Origin of the sequence: Leptolyngbya sp. BL0902, from assembly GCF_016403105.1 — a bacterium.
In the GTDB taxonomy this organism is placed as follows: Bacteria; Cyanobacteriota; Cyanobacteriia; order Phormidesmidales; family Phormidesmidaceae; genus Nodosilinea.
This window is the reverse complement of record NZ_CP046155.1, coordinates 773,807-790,598: the sequence shown is the minus strand read 5'-3', so window position 1 is coordinate 790,598 and position 16,792 is coordinate 773,807. Positions and strand designations below refer to the sequence as shown.

At 55.2% G+C, this 16,792-nt stretch carries 9 protein-coding genes, 2 tRNA genes and 3 rRNA genes; 5 read left to right on the top strand and 9 right to left on the bottom strand.

Annotation, left to right across the window (positions count from 1 at the left end):
* Position 1: 1 nt before the first annotated feature.
* The 7 genes from leuD to GFS31_RS03545 all read right to left on the bottom strand — a co-directional run bounded on the left by leuD (position 2) and on the right by GFS31_RS03545 (position 7,570).
* Positions 2 to 589, bottom strand: coding sequence for a 3-isopropylmalate dehydratase small subunit (gene leuD, locus GFS31_RS03575; protein WP_198806897.1), 588 nt, complete (start codon positions 587 to 589; stop codon positions 2 to 4).
* Between the two features lie 69 nt (positions 590 to 658).
* Positions 659 to 2,320 (bottom strand): Ppx/GppA phosphatase family protein, encoded by a 1,662-nt coding sequence (locus GFS31_RS03570; protein ID WP_198806896.1) that lies wholly within the window; start codon positions 2,318 to 2,320, stop codon positions 659 to 661.
* 159 nt (positions 2,321 to 2,479) lie between these two features.
* A 5S ribosomal RNA gene (gene rrf / locus GFS31_RS03565) occupies positions 2,480 to 2,596 on the bottom strand.
* Between the two features lie 95 nt (positions 2,597 to 2,691).
* Positions 2,692 to 5,575 (bottom strand): 23S ribosomal RNA (locus GFS31_RS03560).
* A 198-nt stretch (positions 5,576 to 5,773) separates the two neighbouring features.
* Positions 5,774 to 5,846 (bottom strand) — tRNA-Ala (locus GFS31_RS03555).
* A 6-nt stretch (positions 5,847 to 5,852) separates the two neighbouring features.
* A tRNA-Ile gene (locus tag GFS31_RS03550) sits at positions 5,853 to 5,926 on the bottom strand.
* A 156-nt stretch (positions 5,927 to 6,082) separates the two neighbouring features.
* Positions 6,083 to 7,570 (bottom strand): 16S ribosomal RNA (locus GFS31_RS03545).
* Together the 16S, 23S and 5S rRNA genes with 2 tRNA genes alongside form the textbook arrangement of a ribosomal RNA operon.
* A gap of 685 nt (positions 7,571 to 8,255) precedes the next feature.
* Here GFS31_RS03545 and GFS31_RS03540 point away from each other — a divergent pair.
* The gene (locus GFS31_RS03540) at positions 8,256 to 9,077 is read left to right on the top strand and encodes a DUF3598 family protein (protein ID WP_225907553.1); all 822 of its coding nucleotides are present in this window, start codon (positions 8,256 to 8,258) and stop codon (positions 9,075 to 9,077) included.
* 95 nt (positions 9,078 to 9,172) lie between these two features.
* Here GFS31_RS03540 and GFS31_RS03535 read toward each other — a convergent pair whose 3' ends face one another.
* Entirely contained in the window at positions 9,173 to 10,312 is a 1,140-nt protein-coding gene (locus GFS31_RS03535) for an extracellular solute-binding protein (RefSeq protein WP_198806895.1), read from the bottom strand.
* A 237-nt stretch (positions 10,313 to 10,549) separates the two neighbouring features.
* On the bottom strand, positions 10,550 to 13,684 hold the full coding sequence (locus tag GFS31_RS03530; RefSeq protein WP_198806894.1) for a UPF0182 family protein: 3,135 nt from the start codon (positions 13,682 to 13,684) through the stop codon (positions 10,550 to 10,552).
* A 232-nt stretch (positions 13,685 to 13,916) separates the two neighbouring features.
* On the opposite strand from GFS31_RS03530, the gene GFS31_RS03525 reads away from it, so the two are divergent.
* The 4 genes from GFS31_RS03525 to fabG all read left to right on the top strand — a co-directional run bounded on the left by GFS31_RS03525 (position 13,917) and on the right by fabG (position 16,658).
* The gene (locus tag GFS31_RS03525) at positions 13,917 to 15,119 is read left to right on the top strand and encodes a DUF4336 domain-containing protein (RefSeq protein WP_198806893.1); all 1,203 of its coding nucleotides are present in this window, start codon (positions 13,917 to 13,919) and stop codon (positions 15,117 to 15,119) included.
* Between the two features lie 84 nt (positions 15,120 to 15,203).
* A complete protein-coding gene (locus tag GFS31_RS03520; protein WP_198806892.1) occupies positions 15,204 to 15,506 on the top strand; it encodes a hypothetical protein in 303 nt (100 codons plus the stop codon).
* Positions 15,497 to 15,739: a DUF2283 domain-containing protein gene (locus GFS31_RS03515; RefSeq protein WP_198806891.1), complete on the top strand. Its 243-nt coding sequence runs from the start codon at positions 15,497 to 15,499 to the stop codon at positions 15,737 to 15,739. The genes GFS31_RS03520 and GFS31_RS03515 overlap by 10 nt, the downstream gene beginning before the upstream one ends.
* 166 nt (positions 15,740 to 15,905) lie before the next feature.
* Positions 15,906 to 16,658 (top strand): 3-oxoacyl-[acyl-carrier-protein] reductase, encoded by a 753-nt coding sequence (fabG, locus tag GFS31_RS03510; RefSeq protein ID WP_198806890.1) that lies wholly within the window; start codon positions 15,906 to 15,908, stop codon positions 16,656 to 16,658.
* The last annotated feature ends 134 nt before the right edge of the window (positions 16,659 to 16,792 follow it).

The following is a 16,792-nucleotide window of genomic DNA, read 5'->3' as shown; positions in this document are numbered from 1 at the left end:
CCTACCAGGTCATGTAGGCTAACTGTCGCGCCGTTGCCCCGATTTTTTCAGCATTGGCCACCAACTGACCGCAGGCATCCCAGGTTCCGGCCAAAAATGCCTGACGCACCCCCTCCGGCATTTCCACAGGTACCGATTGATCGCCATAGTGAACCCGCAGATTATCCAAGTCCAGCGTCACCTCAAGGGTGGGGTCGGCGGTTAGCGCTTGCTGCATCTGGGTGACAGCCTCCGCCGTTGCCGTCACGCAGGGAACGCCGATGGCTACGCAGTTACCAAAGAAAATTTCTGCAAAACTTTCCCCCACAATGCCGCGAATTCCCCATCGGGCAATGGCTTGGGGCGCATGTTCACGGGAAGATCCGCAGCCAAAATTGCGGTTCACCACCAAAATAGAGGCGTTTTGATAGGGTTCTTGGTCAAAAGGATGCCGACCCGCCAGGGAAAGGCGATCATCCGCAAACACCTGTTCACCGAGTCCATCAAAGGTGACACACTTCAGAAACCGAGCTGGAATAATCCGATCCGTATCAATATCGTTGCCAACCAAGGGGATTCCAGTTCCGGCAATATGCTGAATTTTTGACATCGCGCTATCCTCACGTTATTTCAACAATGGTGTCCTAGTTTTTCGGTCGCCAAAGACGAACAAACATCATTAACCACTCACTAACCGGGCAATGAGTTGGGTTTCAAAGACCTCTTCAAAATACTGCTTTTTGTAGCCCAGATTCCACAGTTCGGAAGCACAATCTTCCCCCGCATGGGAGGGTAAAACTTCTAAATGCAATGCATGGGCTTCACTATCAAAATGGCAGTGAATACTTTTTATCGCTCCAATTCCCCGTCGGTCTAAAGCCACCGCCACCCGTAGCAATGCGCTTAATTGACTCACCATTTGACGGTGATAACGGGTCGGCAAACTGCGGAAGTTATCGTGTTTTTTCTTAGGCCCACTGCGGCGATGATAGCGGGCAATGTTGGCAATGACTTCTAGCTCTGTTTCTGTATAGCCCAAAAGTTCCCCATGGCGAATGAGGTAATAGGAATGCTTATGGTGGGCCGAATGGCTAATAAAGTGTCCACAGTTGTGGAGGATAGTTGCGGCCCAAAGCAGTTCCTTTTCTAGGGGTCCCCAGGTGTGCAAGCTACCGTAGGTTTGATCAAACAAATCCATCACAAACTGAGCAACTCGCTCCGCCCGGTTAAGGTGAACCTTATACTTATGGGCTGTTTTGAGCACATTACGCTGACGGACAGACTTTTGAAACTGCATTCGGTCTTCAATTAGACCATGGGTGATCATCCAGTCCACCACCACCCCTTCTCGCAGGGCTCGCTCACAAATTGTGATGGACTTCGCCCCTAGCAGCCCCATGGCTTCGTGGAGAATCACCGCCCCCGCCACAATAATTTCTGCCCGTCGAGGCGACATTTCCGGCATCGCTAGTCGCTCGCTATAGCTAGCCCGCCGTAATTCCTCCACGAGCTTCGACAAATCCTCATAGGTCATTTGATAGCCATTGAGAGGATCGGGCACCAGGCCTAAGCGCTTATAGGCCACCAGCGCCGCCAAACATTCAATCGTCCCAGAAGTCCCAATTAAGCGAATAGTTTCCTGACTTTCAAGCTTTGCTTTTAGTTCTTGAATCGGCAGTTCCAACATCCCCCGCACATAGGCTCTTAGAGCGATAAATTCTGAGTTACTAATGGGATTAGTCTTCACAAATTGGGCGGTTAACCGCACCGCACCTACCTTAGTGCTGCTAAGACAGCGGTGGGGTTCCCCTGTTCCCAAAATTAACTCTGTAGATCCTCCGCCAATGTCAATCACTGCATGGGGCTGGCTATGAAATTCCATCCCAGACAGCACGCCCAAATAAATTCGACGGGCTTCTTCAGTGCCCGAAATAACATTAACCGTCAGCCCAACCTCTTGATAAACCCGGTCAATGAAGTCTGCCCCATTAGTGGCTTCACGCACTGCACTGGTCGCCACCGCAATAACGTCTTCCGCCTGAAGACTAGCTGCAATAGCACAACAGCGCTTCAGGGCCGACACCGCCCGATCCATCGCCTCTGAGGTTAAGGTCTTAGTCGTTTCATCAAAGTTGCCGAGGCGCACCGTCTCTTTTTCCCGGTCAATGATGCTGAAAGCTGGCAGATCCGGCTGAATTTTGACAATCACCATGTGAATTGAGTTCGTGCCGACATCGATAGCCGCAAGGATGCGATCTCCCTTAATCTCCTCCGGGGCAAAGCTCGAAAAGGCCGTTATCTGCTTCTCAGGGTTATTCGTCACGCCTGTCGTTGTCACCATTGCCGACCTCAACCGTTCTACTCCAATCTTACCCGCCTACCGCGCTGTCGATTGAGATAGCCTACTCTTTTATTTGTATTCATATAGAAACTTTTTTAACAGCCTTCATATCAAATTCCCCCCACTTTCACTCTGGAAAGCAGGGGGAATTCAGTAATACCCTGGCATTGAGCTATTTTGACGAGGGGCAACCCCCTCACTATCTTCGCCGCAGGTGCGTTTCACGTCTGAGTTCGGGATGGGTCAGAGTGGTTCCACACCGCCATAAACACCAGGAAAGGTGAAATGTTGGTTGTGTCCTTGGACTACACGTTAGAGAAGTGATGTTGATTGAACACTCAGGGAATGAGTCTGAGTGCTGCGAATGAGATAAGGTCAAGCCCTCGGTCTGTTAGTATTCCTCGACTGCATCCATTACTGGACTTCCATCTAGAACCTATTAACGGGTGGTCTACCCGTGACCTTACTGGCTTATGCCATGGGAACACTCATCTTGAGGTGGGCTTCCCACTTAGATGCTTTCAGCGGTTATCCACTCCGCACTTGGCTACCCTGCGTTTACCGTTGGCACGATAACAGGTACACCAGCGGTGCGTTCTTCCCGGTCCTCTCGTACTAAGGAAGACTCCTCTCAATGTTCCTACGCCTGCACCGGATATGGACCGAACTGTCTCACGACGTTCTGAACCCAGCTCACGTACCGCTTTAATGGGCGAACAGCCCAACCCTTGGGACCGACTACAGCCCCAGGTTGCGATGAGCCGACATCGAGGTGCCAAACCTCCCCGTCGATGTGAACTCTTGGGGGAGATCAGCCTGTTATCCCTAGAGTAACTTTTATCCGTTGAGCGACGGCCCTTCCACGCGGAACCGTCGGATCACTAAGGCCTACTTTCGTACCTGCTCGACTTGTCAGTCTTGCAGTCAAGCTCTCTTATGCCTTTACACTCGATGGCTGATTTCCAACCAGCCTGAGAGAACCTTTGCGCGCCTCCGTTACCATTTAGGAGGCGACCGCCCCAGTCAAACTGCCCACCTGATACTGTCCGCTGCCCGGATAACGGGTCAACGTTAGAATTCTAGCCTGTCAAGAGTGGTATCTCACCAGTGACTCCACAACCCCCACAAGGACTGCTTCATAGTCTCCCACCTATCCTGCGCATGACAAGCCCGAACCCAATACCAAGCTACAGTAAAGCTTCATAGGGTCTTTCTGTCCGGGTGCAGGTAGTCCGTATCTTCACAGACATTCCTATTTCGCCGAGCCTCTCTCCGAGACAGCTCCCAGATCGTTACGCCTTTCGTGCGGGTCGGAACTTACCCGACAAGGAATTTCGCTACCTTAGGACCGTTATAGTTACGGCCGCCGTTCACCGGGGCTTCAGTCGCTAGCTTCAACTCCGAAGAATCTGACCAACTTCCTTAACCTTCCGGCACTGGGCAGGCGTCAGCCCCCATACATCGTCTTGCGACTTAGCGGAGACCTGTGTTTTTGGTAAACAGTCGCCTGGGACTCTTCACTGCGGCCACCTTTCAGTGGCACCCCTTCTCCCGAAGTTACGGGGCCATTTTGCCGAGTTCCTTAGAGAGAGTTATCTCGCGCCCCTTAGTATACTCTACCTTCCCACCTGTGTCGGTTTAGGGTACGGGCTCATTTGAATTAACGTGGTTCGGGCTTTTCTTGGAAGCCTGACGTCAGACACTTCCCCGCCGTAGCGGGTCGTACTCGTGCCTCAGCTCAAGACGTTTTCGCCGTCTCTCATCACCTCGGACACTTAAACCGGGACTACCATTACCCGGCTGTCTTAGCCTTCTCCGTCCCCCGCCACAATCCAAATCAGGTACAGGAATATTAACCTGTTGTCCATCGACTACGCCTTTCGGCCTCGCCTTAGGTCCCGACTAACCCTCCGCGGACGAGCCTTCCGGAGGAACCCTTGGGATTTCGGGGTGTGGGATTCTCACCCACATTTTCGCTACTCAAGCCGACATTCTCACTTCTATGCAATCCACGCCTGCTCTCGCTAACGCTTCAACTCACATAGAACGCTCCTCTACCACTTGCATAAAGCAAGTCCACAGCTTCGGTAGGATGCTTAGCCCCGTTCATTTTCGGCGCAGGATCGCTTGACCAGTGAGCTATTACGCACTCTTTTAAGGATGGCTGCTTCTAGGCAAACCTCCTGGTTGTCTCTGCAATCCCACCTCCTTTATCACTTAGCATCCATTTGGGGACCTTAGCTGGTGGTCTGGGCTGTTTCCCTTTCGACGATGAAGCTTATCCCCCACCGTCTGACTGGCATCGTGTGCTACGGGTATTCTGAGTTTGACTCGATTTGGTACCGCTCTCGCAGCCCGCACCGAATCAGTGCTTTACCCCCCGTATATAATCGATACCGCTGTGCCTCAACACATTTCGAGGAGAACCAGCTAGCTCCGGGTTCGATTGGCATTTCACCCCTAACCACAGCTCATCCGCCACCTTTTCAACGGTGGTCGGTTCGGACCTCCACTTGGTATCACCCAAGCTTCATCCTGGCCATGGTTAGATCACCCGGGTTCGGGTCTATAAAATCTGACTATCGCCCTATTCAGACTCGCTTTCGCTTTGGCTTCGGCATTCCCGCCTTAACCTGCCAGACCCTATAAGTCGCCGGCTCATTCTTCAACAGGCACGCTATCACCCGTTTAATCGGGCTCTAACTGCTTGTAGGCTCACGGTTTCATGTTCTATTTCACTCCCCTCCCGGGGTTCTTTTCACCTTTCCCTCGCGGTACTGGTTCACTATCGGTCACGCAGGAGTATTTAGCCTTTCGAGGTGGTCCTCGATGATTCACACGGGATTTCTCGTGCCCCGTGCTACTCGGGATTCAGCTAGTATCGTTAAGCTTTCGACTACAGGACTTTTACCTTCTCTGGTGCATCATTCCAATGCTTCGTCTAGCCGCTCGAATCCATGTCGCTGTCCCACAACCCCAGGAGTAAAAACCCCTGGTTTAGGCTCTTCCCACTTCGCTCGCCGCTACTATGGGAATCGAGTTTTCTTTCTCTTCCTCCAGCTACTAAGATGTTTCAGTTCGCTGGGTTCGCTCGCGCCACCCTATGGATTCAGGTGGCCGTATATAGGGTTGCCCCATTCGGAAATCCTCGGATCAATGCTTGCTTCCAGCTCCCCGAGGCGTATCGTCGGTAACCACGTCCTTCTTCGCCTCTGCGTGCCTAGGTATCCACCGTGAGCCCGTTGTAGCTTGACCTTGTCCTCACCATTACTTCGTCCTTGCAGACTCGGTAACAGATTGGAATCGCGCTTTTCTCTCGACTCAATATCTGTGTGTACTACCTTACACTTCTCTAACTATGCAGTTTTCAAGGTTCTTTGCTAGGCTTTCACCCAGCAGACTATATACGTGATTCAAAAATCAGTACATACTGTGCTGAATGTGTGCTCTCAGTGGAGGTTAGCGGACTCGAACCGCTGACATCCTGCTTGCAAAGCAGGCGCTCTACCAACTGAGCTAAACCCCCACGCAGTGGGCCATCCTGGACTCGAACCAGGGACCTCACCCTTATCAGGGGTGCGCTCTAACCACCTGAGCTAATAGCCCGTGTGTTTAATCCCATCACGTCATCCTTAGATGAGCAATGAAAAATAAACCTCAACCATAGCTTAGAAATTCCACTCAAGTTCCTGAACGACCTAGAGTGACCGCTCGATACTCCTAATAAAAAGTGTTCAGAGTTATCAAGGGTAGGTCTCCCTAAAAGGAGGTGATCCAGCCACACCTTCCGGTACGGCTACCTTGTTACGACTTCACCCCAGTCATCAGCCCTGCCTTCGGCGCCCTCCTCCGCGAACGGTTAGAGTAACGACTTCGGGCGTGGCCAACTCCCATGGTGTGACGGGCGGTGTGTACAAGGCCCGGGAACGTATTCACCGCAGTATGCTGACCTGCGATTACTAGCGATTCCGCCTTCATGCAGGCGAGTTGCAGCCTGCAATCTGAACTGAGCCACGGTTTATGGGATTTGCTTGCTATCGCTAGCTTGCTGCCCTCTGTCCGTAGCATTGTAGGACGTGTGTAGCCCAAGACGTAAGGGGCATGATGACTTGACGTCGTCCCCACCTTCCTCCGTGTTGTCCACGGCAGTCTCTCTAGAGTGCCCAACTCAATGCTGGCAACTAAAGACGAGGGTTGCGCTCGTTGCGGGACTTAACCCAACATCTCACGACACGAGCTGACGACAGCCATGCACCACCTGTGTTCGCGTTCCCGAAGGCACTCTCCCGTTTCCAAGAGATTCGCGACATGTCAAGCCTTGGTAAGGTTCTTCGCGTTGCATCGAATTAAACCACATCCTCCACCGCTTGTGCGGGCCCCCGTCAATTCCTTTGAGTTTCACACTTGCGTGCGTACTCCCCAGGCGGGATACTTAACGCGTTAGCTACGGTACTGCACGGGTCGATACGCGCAACACCTAGTATCCATCGTTTACAGCTAGGACTACAGGGGTATCTAATCCCTTTCGCTCCCCTAGCTTTCGTCCCTCAGCGTCAGTTGTGGCCCAGTAGAGCGCCTTCGCCACTGGTGTTCTTCCCGATATCTACGCATTTCACCGCTACACCGGGAATTCCCTCTACCCCTACCACACTCAAGTTCCCCAGTTTCCATTGCCGATCCACAGTTGAGCTGTGGGCTTTAACAACAGACTTAAGAAACCGCCTGCGGACGCTTTACGCCCAATAATTCCGGATAACGCTTGCCTCCTCCGTCTTACCGCGGCTGCTGGCACGGAGTTAGCCGAGGCTTATTCCTCTGGTACCGTCAGGTCTTCTTCCCAGAGAAAAGAGGTTTACAACCCTAAGGCCTTCCTCCCTCACGCGGCGTTGCTCCGTCAGGCTTTCGCCCATTGCGGAAAATTCCCCACTGCTGCCTCCCGTAGGAGTCTGGGCCGTGTCTCAGTCCCAGTGTGGCTGATCATCCTCTTAGACCAGCTACTGATCGTCGCCTTGGTGAGCCCTTACCCCACCAACTAGCTAATCAGACGCGAGTTCATCCCTAGGCAGTAAACCTTTCACCTCTCGGCACATTGGGTATTAGCTACCGTTTCCAGTAGTTATCCCCAACCTAAGGGCAGATCCTCACGCGTTACTCACCCGTCCGCCACTAAGTCCGAAGACTTCGTTCGACTTGCATGTGTTAAGCACGCCGCCAGCGTTCATCCTGAGCCAGGATCAAACTCTCCATGTTAGTGACTAATCTCGAAAGACCAGCCTCAATTAGACTCCGTGAAATTAGAGTCCGGTGTTTGTATCCCGGATACCTCAGTATCCGTTCTGTCTTGCTTGACTTTCAGTAACCCTCAGGTTATCATCAGTCCAATTTCATTGACAGGAACCTTGGCTTTGTTTCTAAGCTATGTAATTGTCGAGGTTCAGTGCGATTCCCTCGGGAGTGGCGCGCTCAGCGCGTTTCCCTCAGGCGCTTAATCAATATAGCTAGATTCCATAGGGTTGTCAACAGTTTTCCTCAAAAATATTTTTGAGCCCTGAAAGCCTCGCAAATCAAGGGTTTTGGGCTTTGGGCGGGCGAGAAAAGTGGCTTGAGTTGAGATTTTTTTTGATTTTTTTCTTCGAGAAGGCTTGAAGAGACGTTAGCAATAGGGCTGAATCCCTTATTTGGCAAGGCTTTCCGTTGTTTCAATTTTTTTGGAAAAGCTGATCTTTACGCTGTGGTGGACGGTGGGCGGTTCTTGGCGTTGAGGGAAAACCCTGATGGCATCAGGGTTTGGGGCGGTTCCGAGGGCCAGACAATTGATGCCGTCTATATAGAAGGGATGGGGACAATGTGGGGCCGAGTTGAGATGGAGGCTTGGGGGTTGGTGGCGTTTCGCCCGTGGCAAGATGGGGAAGCATGACGTAGGGGAGTTATCGCGTTGGCGTCACAGTGGGAACGATTGCTGAAAAATCAGGGTGTATGGGTGGGATCGTTCACCCAGGTATCTCCAGGGGGGGAGATATTGGAGGATGTGCCGACGGAGGTAGCGTTGCTGGCCCAGGACGGGGGCAGTCTCATGCGTCAGGAGATTCGGAAGTGGCCAACAGGCCAACCGATACAAGAGACGGTGTTGGAGTATCGCTCCCTGGGACGAGGGGTGCTGTTCTGTGAGGATGGGGCATTTTCCCAAGGGTCGATTCAGTGGAGCCCGGTGAGTGAGTTTGGGGCGGAGCTGGGGTTGATCTATGGTCAGGAACGGCTGCGGCTGGCGCTGGTGTTTCCTCGGCAGGCGAGCTTGGGTCGGCTGACGCTGATTCGGGAGCATTTGAAGGGGGAACGTCCTAGTTTGCGCTCACCGCTCTCGGTGGATTCATTATTGGGGACTTGGGTGGGGCGAGGCACGACGGTTTACCCGGACTATCAGCCGGAGACGGCACTGGCCAGCCGCCTAATGATCACGGATAGCGGCGACACTGTGACTCAAACCCTGAGCCTCGATTCTGGGGCAACGCTGCAAAGTCAGGGCCAGCGGGTAGGTTCAACGATTCAGTTTAGTCAGGGGCGGCAGCCTGTGACGGTGCTGCTGCTACCCAGTGGGGCGTCGGCAACGTTTCCGACGGCGATTGTGCCGGGACAGCCGTTTTTCCTAGAGGTGGGCTGGCTGATTACCCCCACCCTACGGCAGCGCCTGATTCGTACCTATGACGAGCGCGGGACATGGGTGAGTTTGACCCAGGTAATGGAAGAAAAGCTGGGTTAGCAGTTGGGATAGATGACCGCAGGTGGATGCCTTTACCCAAAGGTGTTGAGGTCAAGGGGCCAGTCTCCATTCCGTTCACAAACCAGCGGCTGTCCCTATCCCGTTCTGAGGCGCTGCCAGAGATCGGCGTATTGAGCTTGGGCATCGTTGGGCAGGGGCGAGAGAAACTCGCTTTGGGCGAGGCCATCTAGGCTGCGGATCAAGTCTGCCGCCGATTGAAAGGCAGGGGGCAGTTCCGAGGACGCTGCCTTCCAGTGCCAAGGGGTGAGTCCTTGGCTGTAGATGGCCATTTGCTCAGTGAACGAATCGCTGAGGCAAAAGTTGAGCCAGTCTATCGCGAGGGGGCTGGGGGCTGGGGCGGCGCTGGGCTGCACCCACAGATCGGCGCTGGCGAGGGTGCCCTCGGTGGGAATGGCTAGGGTGAGGTGGCGGTAGCGCTGGGCTACGGGCAGCAGGGCATCGAGCCAGCCAACGATAGCGGCAGCATCTCCTATGATCAAGGCTTTGAGGCTTTGGGTGGCGTTATACCAGCGCACCTGGCGATGGAGTTGGGTAAGAAAGGCGTCTAGTTCAGGGATGGTTGCCAAATCGAGGGTATTGGCCGAGAGGTTCAAGGCTTTGAGGGCCAAACCAATCACCAGGCGCTCGTCGTTGGGCAGCATCAACCGCTGGTTCCACTCTGGGCGCAGAAGATCGGCCCAGCCCTGTACTGGAGCAACCCTAGCCCCCAGGGTACGACGGTCATAGAGGATAGCCAGCGGGGTCCAGCGGTAGGGAATCCCCCACACCTCACCTGCGGCATCGGGCAACCCTTGGGCATTGCGGCGCACTAGGGCAGGCCAGGTATCCGGCAGTTGAGGCCAGCGCTCTAGGGTGTCGGTGGTGATGGGCTGGATCAATTCCTGCTGAATAGCGGGGGCCAGCCAAGTATCGGCCTGCGTCACCCATTGGGCCGCTATGGGAGGGGCCGTGGAAGGGGCTGGATTGGCCTGAGTCGTCCCATGCCAGGTTTGCAGCAGGCCATAGAGTTCTAACAGGGAATCTCTAGCCACCACCGAGACTTGATCCCCAGAGGAAGACTGGATTTGGCGCTGAAAGGCTTGCACTAACTGCCCTGGCACAGACCCCGTCAACGTGGCCAGCACCAGAGAGCCAGACGGCCAGCGCTGACAGCCTGCCGCCAGACTCGCCAGGGTAACACCAACGGTACTCGCCAAGAACGTGCGACGATGCATGGAAAAAGGAGCGAGATCGCCCCAAAAACGAGAAAATACTAGTCCACCTTAGCGCTTTACCGAGGCCGATTTTGATGAAGACCCTACGTGAGATCGTCAGTGTAGCCACGGCGGTTATTTTGATGGCATTTATTGGCCTCAGTTTGGCCCGCTTAGTTTACTTTTTCCTCCACAGCCAAAACCTGCTGTAGGGCCAGGGGATCCTATCGCTGTTGTATGGCGTGAATCTGTAAGCCCTTAACGAGGCTGAGCTGTGGGGGCCAAGGAACCATTAGCCGATAGTAGTTCTACAGAAAGAGCACCTGCGTCGTCTCCCTCTGAGGGCGAAGCGGGGAGAACATTGTCAGGTAATTCCTCTTCCAGTTCCCGCAGGATGGGCAAGGTGGGGGGCGGTTCTTCCAGGAAAATGGCGGACAGCACATCGGCCAGTGTGGGGGCCATGGCGATGCGGTTGCGGTAGACCATGATCACCCGCGTGAGGGTGGGCAGCTGGTTTTGTTCGGCCACCAAGTAGAGGGGTTCGACGTAAAGCAACGACTGCTCGATGGGGATGACGAGGAGGTTGCCCTGCTGCGCCCGGGATCCTTGGGTATCCCAGAGGGAGATGCGCTGGGAGATTTCTGGGTCTTGGTTGATGCGGGCTTCGATTTGCTCGGGGCCAAAGACAAGTTCCTGTTTGGGGAAGCGATAGAGTAGGCGTCGTCCATAGCGGTCGCCATCTGACCTCGCCGCCAGCCAAGCCACAAGATTATTGCGCTGGGCCGGGGTAAACAGCCGCAGCAGGATAAATTCTTCGTTGTCCTCCTCAGGCAGTTTCATGATCAGGTAGTAGGGTTCCACCTGCTGGGTTTCGCTGGCGTAGATTTCGGTGGGGGCACGCCACTGATCTTCCCGGTTGTAGAACACCTGGGGGTCGGTCATATGGTAGGTCATCAAGGCATCGGCCTGCACCGAGAATAAGTCCTGGGGGTAGCGGATGTGGGCATGGAGATCCTCCGGCATAGCGGTTAGAGGCTCGAACATACCGGGCAATAGGCCGCTCCAGGCCTGGATGATGGGGTCGTCGGGCTCTGCCACAAAGAAGGAAACGGATCCGTTAAAGGCATCTACCACCACTTTGACCGAGTTGCGGATGTAGTTGAAGGTCTTGTCGCCCGGATCGGAGTAGGGGTAGCGGCTACTGACGGTGTAGGCGTCGATGATCCAATACAGGTAGTTTTCCCCGGTTTGGGTATTGAAGTTGGACTGGATAAAGCTGGGATCGCGATCCCGAAAGGCTTGGAGATCGACCTGTTCGGGCGGGGCGCTGCCGTGGGCGATTCCGGTGCCCCACTGGCGGGATTGGCCGCCAATATCTACCGTTACCAGGTAAGGGTCGGTATCAAACCGCAGGAACGGAGCGATAGTGCGAACTCGTTCAGCAATGTTGCGGCGAAACAGCAGGCGGGTATCGGGCGTAAAGTCTTCGGTGAATAGCATCCGCCAATCTTTGAGATAGCGGGCAAACAGCAGCCGTCGCCAGGGGCCATCTAACGGAATGCCCCCCCGCCCCAGGTAGGTGGTGTAGATGTTTTCGTTGCCGCTGGGGTAGTCCAGCTCTAGCACCTTGGTGTTGGTCATGATGTAGGTGTCGGTGAGTTCCCCAAAATACAGGCGCGGATCGCCGATGGGGATACTCTGGCGCACCTCCTCGCTGCTGGGAATGTTTTCAATCCCGCGTACAAAGTAGACAGGTAGACCATCGGGGCCAGCGGTGTTGACGGGGCTGAGGGTGAAGCCAAAGCCGTGGGTGTAGACCAGGTGCTCGTTCACCCAGGTTTTGGCGATGTCGGGCACCCGTTCGTAGTTGAGTTCCCGCGCTGAGATCATCACCTGTCGCCGTTCCGAGCGGCGCTCTTGGTTGAGGATGCTGTAGCGGTCGAAGTCGGCGTCTTTAAACTCGTAGTACAGCCGGATTTGCTGAAGCTGGCGGTTACTTTCCAGCAGCGGGCGCGTATCCCACAGGCGAATATTTTCTAGGGTCAAATCATTGCGTTCTAAATCCTCCACCGTCAGGTCGCCGCTGGGGTCAAAGGGTTCTGAATCAATTGCCTCTAGGTCAAAGGCGGCCCGCGTCAGGGCGATGGAGTTGGTAATGTAGGGGCGTTCCCGCTGCAATTCATTGGGCTGCACCACCAACCGCTGCACCACCGCCGGAGCCAACACCAACCCCACCAGGGCCAGCACCAGGTACAGGCTAATACCGTTGACCAGCAAACTGGTGCAGCCCAGATCAAACCAGCCCCAGATGCGGCTCTGCCGTCGCGATACCTTACCTAGGGGATTGAAGTAGCTGGGTCGCCACAGCAGCCCCCGCCACAGAAACACCAGGCCCAGGCCCAGGGTTAGCAGCATCAGCACCCCGTTGACGGGCAGCAGCACATGGACATGGGTATAGCCTGCCCCATAAACTACGCCCTCCTGGGAATAAAGGATGTCGTAGCGGCCTAACCAGTGGCTAAAGCTGGTAATGACAAACAGGAGCCCCGCCAGGGTATAGAGATGCTGCTGCTGGGAGGCGGAAAAGCCGTAGAACCGACCCCGGCTTAGGGTTCCTCCCCGCAGGAGATAGACCAGGCAAACGACCACAAAGGTGAAAAAAAGGATCCCAATCAGCCAAAATTCCACCAAATTCAGCAGCGGTAGTTGAAAGATGTAGAAGCCAATGTCCCGCTTAAAAATGGGCTCCGTTTCGTTGAAAGCCACAGGATCAAAGGCCAATAGCACCGTCGGCCACTGCTGGGCCAAAATCAGGCCACAACCCAGGCTCATTAGCCCCGCTGCCAGCCGCCCCAACTGCCGGGGGTAGACCACGAAGGCCACCGTACTGATCCCTAGTGCCCCAATCAGCCAAGGCTGGGTCAGCAAAATTTCGCTGATGACCCAAAACAGTTGCAGCGTGGGCCACAGGGGTAGGGGTGAACTGGATTGGTAGAGCGTTGTGGTTTCACGCCAAAAGTTGGCGACCAGTTGCCCTTGATAGACCACTTGCAGCCCCACCAAAAAGCTCAGCAGCCCCGACAGCAGCAGCACTCCCCGCAGGTCTAATCCTTGGGTTTTCGAGGCTCGCTCTGGGGGCGGCGGCAGGGGCGTCGTCCGGTCGGCCAGGGCTAGGTTGCCCCAGGTAAAGAGCAGCGTCAGGCCAATGGGAACCAGTCCCAGCAGCAGTTGAGACCGCAGCCGCAGCCAAAACACCTCCACATAGTTCACCTCCACAAACCACAGATGCTCCGCCAGCAAGCGAATGCCCGCATCCACGGTCAACAGCCCCGCTATCGATAGGACGCACCAAGGCCAGTAGGCCGACAGCCAGTGTTTTGCATCCTTCAGCATAGTTTTTAGAAAATGAACAGCGGGTCTGCCCAAATTCTATCGCCCCAGCCCCGGTGTGCTCGGGGAGAATGAAGATGGGCGGAAGTGGGAAGCAGCCCTAAAATAAACAAGGTCTAGCCTATCTTGCCATCGCTAACGCCCACCCCTGGCTCCTCTTCCAGGCAGGAGAAGGGGCCAAAAACGGCCTCACAACATTTTTGCGAACCATCAACTGTCCATCAAAATCCTGTCCATGACCGTCGCTCCTGCTTCGTCCCGTTCCCATGACACCGCTTGGCCCTTTTGGCCCCTGGTGCCCCTCTATCCCTACGGCCAGCGGCCCACCCTGCGTACCGAGGTGGTCAAAGATACGGTGTGGACCTTTGACCAATTCCAGGGCATTTTCTACGTGGTGGTGCCGATTCGGATGACGGTGGTGCGGCTAGATCCCCGTGGCCTGCTGGTCTATTCTCCAGTGGCTCCGACGGCAGAATGCGTTCGCCTGCTGCGGGAACTGGAGGATCGCCACGGCCCGGTACGCCACATTATTTTGTCCACCGTGACGGGGATTGAGCACAAGGTTTTTGTTGGCCCCTTTGCCCGCCGTTTCCCCCAGGCCCAGGTTTACGTCACCCCCAACCAGTGGAGCTTCCCGCTTAATTTGCCCCTGCCCTGGCTGGGTTTGCCTGCGGATCGCACCCAGCTCTTGCCCCAGGACTGTTCTCGTCTGCCCTTTGCCGACCAGGTGGATTGCGCCATTCTGCCCCCCATTCCCCTTGGCCTTGGCCCCTTTGGGGAAACCGCCTGCTTCCATCGCCCCAGCCGGACGCTGATGGTGACGGATGCCCTGGTGTCCATTCCCGCCGAGCCCCCCGCCATTGTGCAGCTCAACCCTTTTCCGCTGCTGTTCCACGCCAAGGACAGCCCCACCGATGCCATCGTGGATACGCCGGAAAACCGTCGCAAAGGCTGGCAGCGCATCGCCCTATTCGCCTTCTACTTTCGGCCCAGCAGTTTGGAAGTGGCCACCACCGGGGAAATGTTCCGCGAAGCCAAGCAAGCCCCGGATCGCTCTCGCCAAAACTACTTCGGCCTCTACCCCTTCCGCTGGCAAGCCAACTGGCCCGCCTCGTTCAACGCCCTGCACAACCAAGGCAAACTCTCCGTCGCCCCCATCCTCAAAACCCTGATTTTTAACCGAGGGCCAAGGGAAGTAATGGACTGGGCCAAACAAATCACCACCTGGCAGTTTGAACGGGTGATTCCGGCCCACATGGACGCCCCCATCGCCGCCAATCCGCAGGAAGTCCTCGCGGCGTTCGACTTTCTACGGCCTGGTGCTGCTCTCCATTCCCCCATGGGCGACGCCGACACCCAACTTTTGCGCGACATTGATGCAGGACTAACCCAACGGGGCATTTCTCGGCCCAGCCAGGTGCTTCAGACAGGCGACTAATGCTCGCCCTTTTCAGAGTAAATACCGCTTGAGAAAACTCATTTAATTGCTCTCAGTTAGGGAATTTTCGTCTAATTTTTCACCATGGTCAGTATTGCTATCTCCATCAACGGCGTTGCCATTCGCTTGCCGGATGAGCGTTGGAATCATATTATTCAGCGCCATGCTGATCTTGACAGTGCAAAACAGCAACTCCTAGAAACCATTGCTACACCCACTCGGATTATATCTGGCGACCAAGAAGCCTTGATGGCCCTGCGAGAAATTCAGCCTGGAAAGTGGCTAGTTGTAGTCTATAAGGAAGAAGAAAACGACGGTTTTGTGATTACAGCGTTCTCGACCCGGAAAGTCAATTCCCTAAATCGGAGGCAACAACTATGGCCGTAGCTAGCTATCAAGAGGCGCAATCCTATCTGAATGTCTTGCCCCTGCTCCATGATTTGCCTAAACAGCCCTTTTTTATGGTTTATGATGACGAAGCTGATGTGCTTTATATCGACTTTCATTACCCCCCCCAATCCGCAGAGGATAGTGAGCTAACTGACGAAAATATTGTAATTCGCTACAACGGGGCTAATGCCATCATTGGGCTGACAGTGCTCAACGCCAGTCAGCGGTAAGTCCTATTCACAACCTTTATTCCAGGCTATTCAAGGCCAATTTCGTGATACAACCATTGGGCGGATCGATGGAGCAATACCAACGGCACTGGGGCCGACCAGGCTCAGGCCACACCGATCCCAAACAGGCCTATGAGAATTACAGGGACGAAGGAGACAGTTGGCGATGGCAGCACAACAGCTTGAGGGACAGGTTGCACTGGTCACGGGGGCATCCCGGGGAATTGGTCGCGCCGTGGCGTTGGCCCTAGCGGCGGAAGGGGCCAAGGTAGTCGTGAACTACGCCCGATCCTCCACCGCCGCCGAGGAAATTGTGGCCCAAATTACCGCTGAGGGTGGCCAAGCCCTGGCCCTGCAAGCGGATGTCTCCCAGGCCGATCAGGTCGATGCGCTGATCAGTCAAACCCTAGAAGCCTTTGGCCGCATTGATATTTTGGTGAACAACGCAGGTATCACCCGCGACACCCTGCTGCTGCGGATGAAGCTAGAGGACTGGCAGGCGGTGATCGACCTCAACCTCACCGGGGTGTTCCTCTGCACCAAGGCTGTGGCTAAGGGGATGCTGAAGCAGCGCTCTGGGCGGATTATCAACATTGCTTCGGTGGCGGGGCAAATGGGCAACCCCGGACAGGCTAACTACAGTGCCGCCAAGGCCGGGGTGATCGGCTTCACCAAAACCGTGGCTAAGGAGATGTCCAGCCGAGGCGTCACCGTCAACGCCGTGGCTCCGGGCTTCATTGAAACCGACATGACGGGCGACCTGCCCAACACCGAAGATATCCTCAAGTTCATTCCCCTAGGGCGCTTTGGCAAACCCGAAGACATCGCAGGCATGGTGCGCTTCCTCGCCGCCGACCCCGCCGCCGCCTACATCACCGGGCAGGTCTTCAATGTCGATGGCGGCATGGTGATGGCCTAGGGTTCTGCCCGAAAACCTGGGATACTTCGCGGATGGCAGACGTTCTCCTTTAGCGCGATCTGGCCCTCACCCCCAGCCCCTCTCCCAGGAAGGAGAGGGGAGCTAGAAGAGATTCAAAGTCCCTCTCCCGAATT

Coding starts and splice junctions, on each gene's coding strand:
- GFS31_RS03570 (WP_198806896.1), bottom strand. CDS start 2,320: ATGGTGACAACGACAGGCGTGACGAATAACCCTGAGAAGCAGATAACG.
- fabG (WP_198806890.1), top strand. CDS start 15,906: ATGGCAGCACAACAGCTTGAGGGACAGGTTGCACTGGTCACGGGGGCA.
- leuD (WP_198806897.1), bottom strand. CDS start 589: ATGTCAAAAATTCAGCATATTGCCGGAACTGGAATCCCCTTGGTTGGC.
- GFS31_RS03525 (WP_198806893.1), top strand. CDS start 13,917: ATGACCGTCGCTCCTGCTTCGTCCCGTTCCCATGACACCGCTTGGCCC.
- GFS31_RS03520 (WP_198806892.1), top strand. CDS start 15,204: ATGGTCAGTATTGCTATCTCCATCAACGGCGTTGCCATTCGCTTGCCG.
- GFS31_RS03530 (WP_198806894.1), bottom strand. CDS start 13,684: ATGCTGAAGGATGCAAAACACTGGCTGTCGGCCTACTGGCCTTGGTGC.
- GFS31_RS03535 (WP_198806895.1), bottom strand. CDS start 10,312: ATGCATCGTCGCACGTTCTTGGCGAGTACCGTTGGTGTTACCCTGGCG.
- GFS31_RS03515 (WP_198806891.1), top strand. CDS start 15,497: ATGGCCGTAGCTAGCTATCAAGAGGCGCAATCCTATCTGAATGTCTTG.